Raw genomic sequence first — 7,954 nt, forward strand, 5'->3', positions numbered from 1 at the left:
GCGCCAAACGGTTCGCTCGCTTCGCTCGCTCACGTGGCCACCTCCTCCGTCGCCTCGTCCGGCCCGTCGCCGGACGTCACCGGGCCACCCGGCCCAGCCGTCACCACGGCCCGTACCCGGTCCGGGTCGGCCGGTGGCGCGTCCCGGCGTAACCATACGAAGAACTCGACGTTACCGCTCGGCCCCGGCAGCGGGCTGGCCGCGAGATCGGCCAGCCCCAGCCGCAGCGTCGCGGCCGCCGTGGCGACATCCAGCACCGCCTGCGCCCGAAGTTCCGGATCACGCACCACGCCACCGGCGCCGACCCGATCCCGACCCACCTCGAACTGCGGCTTGACCATCAACGCGAGGTCGCCGTCGGCCCGGGTGCAGGCCGCCAGGGCCGGCAGCACCAGGCGCAACGAGATGAACGACAGGTCGGCGACGGTCAGGTCGACCGGACCGTCGATCGCCTCAGGGGTCAGCGTCCGGACGTTCGTGCGTTCGAAGACCCGTACCCGGGGATCGTTGCGCAGCGACCAGGCCAGTTGGCCGTAGCCGACATCCACCGCGACCACCTCGGCGGCCTCGTTCCGCAGCAGCACGTCGGTGAAGCCGCCGGTGGAGGCGCCCGCGTCGAGGCAGCGTCGACCACCGACCACCAGCCCGGCGGGGGTGAACGCGGCGAGGGCGCCGGCCAGCTTGTGACCGCCCCGGGAGACGTACTCCGAGGTGGGGTCGGCGCCGCTGACCAGCAGCGGATCGGCGGGATCGACCATCGCGGCGGCCTTGCGCGCCGGCACCCCACGCAGCTGCACGCGGCCGGCCTCGACAAGCGCGACCGCCTGCTCGCGGGAACGGGCCAGCCCGCGACGGACGAGTTCGGCGTCCAACCGGTTACGCCGTGCCATGGATCGACGTGTCTCCTCAGGCCTGGTCGATGGTGGCCAGCGTCTCCCGCAGCGTCTGGTACGCGGCCTCGTACTGAGCGATCTGGTCGGCGGGGCCGAGGGTCGCGGCGTTGGCGATCGCCTGCACCGCGGCGTCCACCGCCGGATGGCTGTCGCCCTCCGTGCCCTCCCCGGTCCAGCGCTGCGGCGGTGGACCGGGCCGCGGGCCGGGGCCCAGCGGCGGACCGGGGCGCGGTGCGGTCACGCGACACCGTCCGGTCGCGGCGGCGCGGTCTTCGCCGGTCGCGGCGTCGGTTCGCCATCGACGGCACGCACCACGGTTCCGGGCGTCTTCTTCGCCACGGTCTTCTTCGCCACGGTCTTCTTGGCCACCGCCTTCTTGGCGACTGCCTTCTTGGCGACCGCCTTTGTCGGTGGGGCCGCAGCGGCGGTCGGTGGCGTGCCGACGGAGGGGGTCTCAGCGGATCCGGCGGCCGTGGAGGGGCCCGGCGTCGGGCCACCGGTGGGCGTGCCGGCGGCGGCTCGAAGCTGCCGTTCCAACTCACGGACCCGGCGATCCAGCTCGGCGACCTCCTCGGCGGTGGCCAGGCCCACCACACCGAGCGCCCGTTCGACCTCGAACCGCACAAGCTTGGTCAGGGCCTCGCGGTTGGCCGCGCCGGTCGACCGCAACTCCTCGGCGAGGGTCTGCAACTGGGCGGCTGTCGCTCCGGTCGATCCCATCGCCCGGCGTACCGCGTCCTGCGCCTTCTTCCGGGGCGCCTCCGTCAGGCCCATGGCCAGTTCGAGGTAGGCGCGCCACGCGTCCTGCATGCCTGAGTCCTTTCGCCCGGCGGCTGTGCAGGTGTCACGCTACCGGGCCGCCGGAACCGTCCTGTGCGGTACGGTGCCGGGAGACGACGTGGTGTGGCGAGGAGGCGATTGGTGGCCACGGTGGACGAGTGTCGGCAGGCGTTGCAGGATCTGGCCGCCCGGCTCGAACGCAACGCGGAGACCGTCCGTGATCGCGTGGACCTGGATCGCACCCTGGCCTGCCGGATCACTGATCTGGAGACCGCCTTCCACGGTCGGCTCACCGGCGGCAGGCTTGTCGAACTCGCCGACGGTGACGACCCGAAGGCGAAGATCGCCATGAGCACCACAAGTGACGACCTGCTCGCCCTGGTGCGCGGCGATCTCGACGTAACCCGCGCGGTCGCCAATCGCCGCGTGTCGATCAAGGCGAACCCGTTCGACCTGATGAAGCTGCGCAAGCTGCTCTGAGCCGGCAGTCCGGTCAGGTTGCCAGGCCGAGCTTCTCCAGCGCCTTCCCCGCCTCCGGGGATGCCGGCCGAGCCGTACCGGACGGGTGGCTGCGCCAGGCCACCGCGCAGAGCGCGGCGAGCGCGTCCAGGTCACGGCCCGAGCCGGACAGCTGCCAATCGTCGGCCCCGGTGATGGTCACCTGCCAGCCACCGTGGTCGGCGTCCGACGCCGGCACCCGCACCACGCAGTCGGGATCGAAGAGTCCGGTCAGGTCCCACGAGACGTACGTCGGCCGCCGCTCGGCAGGCGCGGCGAGCAGCTCGGCGGCGTCGCTGACACCGGTGAGGACCAGCAGGCTGTCCAGACCGGCCCGATTGGCGCCCTCGATGTCGGTGTCCAGCCGATCGCCGACGACCACCGTACGACCTTCGCCCGCCCGTCGGGCCGCGGTGGCGAACAGTTCCGGCGCCGGCTTACCGACGATCTCGTCCGGGTCGCGGCCGAGCGCGGTGGCCAGCGCGGCCACCAGTGCGCCGTTGCCCGGCAACGGTCCACGCCCGCTGGGCAGGGTCCGGTCGGTGTTCGTGGCCACCCAGGTCGCGCCGGCCCGCACCGCCACCGCTGCCTCGGCCAGATCGGCCCAGCCCACCTGCGGACCGTACCCCTGGATGACCGCGACCGGTGACTCGTCGGCCGTGGAGACCGGCTTGAGCCCGACCTCGCTGATCTCGGCCCGGAGCGCCTCGGCGCCCACCACCAGCACCGGCGCGCCGGCCGGCAGTCGCTCGCCCAGCAGTTGGGCGGCTGCGGCGGCGCTGGTGAGCACCTCTTCCGTCCGCGCCGGCACACCCATCCCGGTGAGCAGGTCGGCCACGTCGGCGGCGCGGCGCGAGGCGTTGTTCGTCGCGTACGCGACCGCCCGGCCCTCACCGTGCAGCCGGGCGACCGTCTCGACCGCGCCGGGGATCGGCTGGTCGATCAGGTAGATCACCCCGTCCAGGTCGAAAACGACAAGGGCGTAACCGTCAACCAGCCGTTCCCCGCTCATCGCTGCCGCGCCTCCGGCTCCTCGGCTCCGTTCGCCTCGGGACGATCCGCACCGAGTTCGGCGACCTCCGGTGCGGCCTCGATGTCCGCTGCCACGTCCTCGGCCACGCCATCCACCGCCACGTCCTCGGCCACGCCGTCTGCCGCATCGCGCCGATCGTCAGCGGTCGACGCAGCGACCGGTCGGTCGCCGGCAAGCTGTTCGCCGTCCACCTGATCGTCGGCGGACCGGTCGTCCACCCGCTCCTCGACCGCCGCGTCGTCGCCGTCCGGCTGCTCGATGGCCGGCTCCGCGCCGGTGGTCGCATCGTGTTCGGGCCCGTCGGACGTCAGGTCACTGCCGACCGGGTCGTCCTGGTCGGCCACCTCGGCGGTGGTCGACGGGCCGGCGTCCGGGCTGGTCGGTACGGCGCCAGGGGCACCGGGACCAGCAACCAGTTCCTCGGTCACCTCGTCCTGGTCGTCGCCCTCGATGACAACACCGTCGAGTTCCAGCAGCCGCTCGGCCGCGTCGGTCTCCGCCTCGGTGTCCACCTCCGCCGCGCGGGAGAACCACTCCCGTGCCTCGGCCCGCCGCCCGACGGCCAGCAGGGCATCGGCGTACGCGTACCGCAGCCGTGCCGTCCACGGCTGGACGGTGTCGCTGGTCAGGTCGGGGACCTGAAGCATCGCCACGGCCGCGTCCCGCTGGCCAAGGTCGCCGCGCGCACCAGCGGCCACGATCAGCAGTTCGGTCGCCACGGCCGGGTCCAGCTTCTCCTGGTCGGCACCCCGGAACAGGTCGATGGCACGCTCGGGACGGCCCAGTGCCCGTTCGCTGTCCGCGATCACCGCAAGGTGGCTCTGCGCACCACTCATCCGGTGGTACGTCCGCAGCTCGGCGATGGCCGACTGCCACTCCCCGGCGTGGTAGGCGGCCAAGCCGACCGCCTCCCGGACCGCGGAGATCCGCGATGCGAGCCGGCGCGCGGCAAGTGCGTGCGCGAGTGCCTCGGCCGGGTCCTCGTCGATCAGTTGGCCGGTCGCCACGAGGTGCCGGGCAACGGTGTCCGCGACCGGCTTCGCCAGTGACAGCAGTTCGGCGCGGACGTCCTTGTCCAGGTCGGTCGCGACGATCTCGTCGGGAAGCGCCGGCGCCTCCGTACGACCATCCTCGGCCGCACCAGGTCCGTCCCGGTCCTCACGCCGCCCGAAGCGACGCTCGCCGTCCCGGTCGTCCCGAACTCCGCCGCCACGGCGATCGGTGTAGCCACCCGAGGCACGAGCGCCGTCCCGATCCCGGAAGCCGCCTTCACGGCGGTCGCCGCCACGGAAGCCGCCGTCCCGGCGCTCACCGCCGGAGCTGTCGCCATCACGGCGGTCCCGGAACCCACCCTCGCGACGCTCACCGCCACGGAACCCACCGTCCCGGGAACCACCCTCGCGGCGGTCACCGCCACGGAAGCCACCCTCACGACGCTCACCGCCGGAGCTGTCGCCATCACGGCGGTCCCGGAACCCGCCCTCACGGCGGTCACCGCCACCGAAGCCACCCTCACGGCGGTCACCGCCACGGAAACCGCCCTCACGGCGGTCACCGCCACGGAAACCGCCCTCACGGCGGTCACCGCCACGGAAACCGCCCTCACGGCGGTCACCGCCACGGAAGCCACCCTCGCGACGCTCACCGCCGGAGCTGTCGCCATCACGGCGGTCCCGGAACCCGCCCTCACGGCGGTCACCGCCACCGAAGCCACCCTCACGGCGGTCACCGCCACGGAAACCGCCCTCACGGCGGTCACCGCCACGGAAACCGCCCTCACGGCGGTCACCGCCACGGAAACCGCCCTCACGGCGGTCACCGCCACGGAAACCACCCTCGCGACGCTCACCGCCGGAGCTGTCGCCATCACGGCGGTCCCGGAACCCGCCCTCACGGCGGTCACCGCCACGGAAACCGCCCTCACGGCGGTCACCGCCACGGAAACCGCCCTCACGGCGGTCACCGCCACGGAAACCACCGTCCCGGCGGTCACCGCCACGGAAACCACCCTCACGACGCTCACCGCCACGGAAACCACCGTCACGGGAACCGCCCTCACGGCGGTCACCACCGCCGAAGCCACCCTCGCGACGGTCGCCGCCACGGAAACCACCCTCGCGGCGCTCACCGCCGTCACGGCGATCATTGCCGCGGTACCCACCGTCCCGGCGGTCACCGTCCCGGAAACCGCCCTCGCGGCGGTCACCGCCACGGAAACCACCTTCACGACGGGCACCCTCGCGGAAGCCACCGTCACGGCGGTCACCGCCACCGAAACCGCCCTCGCGGCGGTCGCCACCGCGGAACCCGCCGGAGCGTTCGCCGCTATCGCGGCGGAACCCGCCGTCACGGCGGTCGCCATCACGACGGTCGGCGCCACGGAAGCCGCCAGTGCCACGGTCCCGGTCGCCGGAGCCGTCGCGCCCGCCCACACGGTCGCTGCGGTCGCCCCGGAACCCACCACCCGAACGGCCGCTGTCGCGGAAGCTGCCCTCACGCCGGTCACCGTCCCGGCGGAAGCCGCCGGACCGGCCACGGTCGCCGCCGTATCCGCCGGCGTCGCGTCCGTCGCGGGAGCCCCGCTCCTCTCCCCGGTCCTGGCGCGACGAGTGGTCACCGCGGCGGGATCCGCCGTCGCGATCCGCGGCCCGACCCTCGTACCCCCGGGGGCGGTCTCCGCCCTGAGGTGCTGAACTCACAGGTACATCCTTCCTGAGTACGTCGTATCTACGACGCAACGCAGTCGAGGGCCGACCCGATTCCGGGTGGCCCTCGACTGTGACGTGTGTCCGGCGGTGTCCTACTCTCCCACACCCTCCCGGGTGCAGTACCATCGGCGCTGGAGGGCTTAGCTTCCGGGTTCGGAATGAGACCGGGCGTTTCCCCTCCGCCATGACCGCCGTAACCTTATCAACATGTCAAACAACACCAACACCAAACCATCACGTGTCGGGTGTGTTGTTTGTTTGTTGTGAGTTACACAGTGGACGCGAGCGACAATCTTTGTAGTCAAGTCCTCGGCCTATTAGTACCGGTCAACTGAACCCGTTACCGGGCTTACATTTCCGGCCTATCAACCCAGTCGTCTAGCTGGGGGCCTTACCCACCCGAAAGTGGTGGGATACCTCATCTTGAAGCAGGCTTCCCGCTTAGATGCTTTCAGCGGTTATCCCTTCCGAACGTAGCTAACCAGCCGTGCCCCTGGCGGGACAACTGGCACACCAGAGGTTCGTCCGTCCCGGTCCTCTCGTACTAGGGACAGCCCTTCTCAAGTATCCTACGCGCACGGCGGATAGGGACCGAACTGTCTCACGACGTTCTAAACCCAGCTCGCGTACCGCTTTAATGGGCGAACAGCCCAACCCTTGGGACCTGCTACAGCCCCAGGATGCGACGAGCCGACATCGAGGTGCCAAACCATCCCGTCGATATGGACTCTTGGGGAAGATCAGCCTGTTATCCCCGGGGTACCTTTTATCCGTTGAGCGACACCGCTTCCACACGCAAGTGCCGGATCACTAGTCCCGACTTTCGTCCCTGCTCGACCCGTCAGTCTCACAGTCAAGCTCCCTTGTGTACTTGCACTCAACACCTGATTGCCAACCAGGCTGAGGGAACCTTTGGGCGCCTCCGTTACCCTTTAGGAGGCAACCGCCCCAGTTAAACTACCCACCAGACACTGTCCCTGAACCGGATAACGGTCCGAAGTTAGATACCCGAATCAACCAGAGTGGTATTTCAAGATTGCCTCCACCCATACTGGCGTATGGACTTCACCGGCTCCCACCTATCCTACACAAGCCGAATCAAATACCAATGTCAAGCTATAGTAAAGGTCCCGGGGTCTTTCCGTCCTGCCGCGCGTAACGAGCATCTTTACTCGTACTGCAATTTCGCCGGGCCTGTGGTTGAGACAGTGGGGAAGTCGTTACGCCATTCGTGCAGGTCGGAACTTACCCGACAAGGAATTTCGCTACCTTAGGATGGTTATAGTTACCACCGCCGTTTACTGGCGCTTAAGTTCTCCGCTTCGCCCCGAAGAGCTAACAGGTCCCCTTAACGTTCCAGCACCGGGCAGGCGTCAGTCCATATACATCGAATTACTTCTTCGCATGGACCTGTGTTTTTAGTAAACAGTCGCTTCCCCCTGCTCTCTGCGGCCATACAACGCTCCACCCGCGCGGGGCTTCACGTCTCCGGCCCCCCTTCTCCCTAAGTTACGGGGGCAATTTGCCGAGTTCCTTAACCACAGTTCGCCCGATCGCCTCGGTATTCTCTACCTGACCACCTGTGTCGGTTTGGGGTACGGGCCGCTCAGAACTCGCTAGAGGCTTTTCTCGGCAGCATAGGATCACTGACTTCACCTGAATCGGCTCGGCATCACGTCTCAGCCCTGTGCACCACGGATTTGCCTATGGCGCGGCCTACACGCTTACCCCGGCACAACCACCGGCCGGGCTCAGCTACCTTCCTGCGTCACCCCATCGCTTGACTACTACCCGCCAGGTTCCCACGCTCCCCAACCTCAACCCGAAGGCCTCAGCTGGTTTGGATGGTTAGCACAACGAGGTTCATCAGGGACGCTCTTTCGCGGGTACGGGAATATCAACCCGTTGTCCATCGACTACGCCTCTCGGCCTCGCCTTAGGTCCCGACTCACCCAGGGCGGATTAACCTGGCCCTGGAACCCTTGGTCATCCGGCGGAAGGGTTTCTCACCCTTCTTTCGCTACTCATGCCTGCATTCTCAC

7 protein-coding genes and 2 rRNA genes (1 of these 9 cut by a window edge) are annotated in these 7,954 nt (G+C 69.3%); 1 reads left to right on the top strand and 8 read right to left on the bottom strand.

Annotated elements, in window-relative coordinates; all coding sequences use genetic code 11:
• Positions 1 to 29: 29 nt before the first annotated feature.
• Genes CLT74_RS10880 through CLT74_RS10890 form a run of 3 tightly spaced genes read right to left on the bottom strand, consistent with a single transcriptional unit; the run spans position 30 to position 1,703 of the window.
• Entirely contained in the window at positions 30 to 890 is an 861-nt protein-coding gene (locus CLT74_RS10880; protein ID WP_099846430.1) for a TlyA family RNA methyltransferase, read from the bottom strand.
• A gap of 16 nt (positions 891 to 906) precedes the next feature.
• Positions 907 to 1,134, bottom strand: a complete 228-nt coding sequence (locus tag CLT74_RS10885) for a hypothetical protein (RefSeq protein WP_099846431.1) — start codon at positions 1,132 to 1,134, stop codon at positions 907 to 909.
• On the bottom strand, positions 1,131 to 1,703 hold the full coding sequence (locus CLT74_RS10890; RefSeq protein WP_099846432.1) for a hypothetical protein: 573 nt from the start codon (positions 1,701 to 1,703) through the stop codon (positions 1,131 to 1,133). Before CLT74_RS10890 ends, CLT74_RS10885 begins: the two co-directional genes overlap by 4 nt.
• Before the next feature lie 111 nt (positions 1,704 to 1,814).
• Here CLT74_RS10890 and CLT74_RS10895 point away from each other — a divergent pair, with 111 nt between their 5' ends.
• Entirely contained in the window at positions 1,815 to 2,153 is a 339-nt protein-coding gene (locus CLT74_RS10895) for an SCP2 sterol-binding domain-containing protein (RefSeq protein WP_093409767.1), read from the top strand.
• Between the two features lie 13 nt (positions 2,154 to 2,166).
• On the opposite strand, the gene CLT74_RS10900 is transcribed toward CLT74_RS10895, so the two are convergent.
• The 5 genes from CLT74_RS10900 to CLT74_RS10915 form a co-directional block, all read right to left on the bottom strand.
• Entirely contained in the window at positions 2,167 to 3,183 is a 1,017-nt protein-coding gene (locus CLT74_RS10900; RefSeq protein ID WP_099846433.1) for an HAD-IIA family hydrolase, read from the bottom strand.
• Entirely contained in the window at positions 3,180 to 4,256 is a 1,077-nt protein-coding gene (locus CLT74_RS10905; protein ID WP_486582717.1) for a tetratricopeptide repeat protein, read from the bottom strand. The genes CLT74_RS10900 and CLT74_RS10905 overlap by 4 nt, the downstream gene beginning before the upstream one ends.
• Positions 4,193 to 5,701, bottom strand: a complete 1,509-nt coding sequence (locus CLT74_RS30775) for a ribonuclease E domain-containing protein (protein WP_199172164.1) — start codon at positions 5,699 to 5,701, stop codon at positions 4,193 to 4,195. Before CLT74_RS30775 ends, CLT74_RS10905 begins: the two co-directional genes overlap by 64 nt.
• 290 nt (positions 5,702 to 5,991) lie before the next feature.
• Positions 5,992 to 6,108, bottom strand: a 5S ribosomal RNA gene (gene rrf, locus CLT74_RS10910).
• A gap of 101 nt (positions 6,109 to 6,209) precedes the next feature.
• Positions 6,210 to 7,954 (bottom strand): 23S ribosomal RNA (locus CLT74_RS10915) (it continues 1,364 nt past the right edge of the window).

It is taken from the genome of Verrucosispora sp. CNZ293, from assembly GCF_002754655.1.

Excerpts from the sequence above, each read along its gene's own strand:
- CLT74_RS10900 (WP_099846433.1), bottom strand. The coding sequence starts at position 3,183 with ATGAGCGGGGAACGGCTGGTTGACGGTTACGCCCTTGTCGTTTTCGAC.
- CLT74_RS10890 (WP_099846432.1), bottom strand. The coding sequence starts at position 1,703 with ATGCAGGACGCGTGGCGCGCCTACCTCGAACTGGCCATGGGCCTGACG.
- CLT74_RS10880 (WP_099846430.1), bottom strand. The coding sequence starts at position 890 with ATGGCACGGCGTAACCGGTTGGACGCCGAACTCGTCCGTCGCGGGCTG.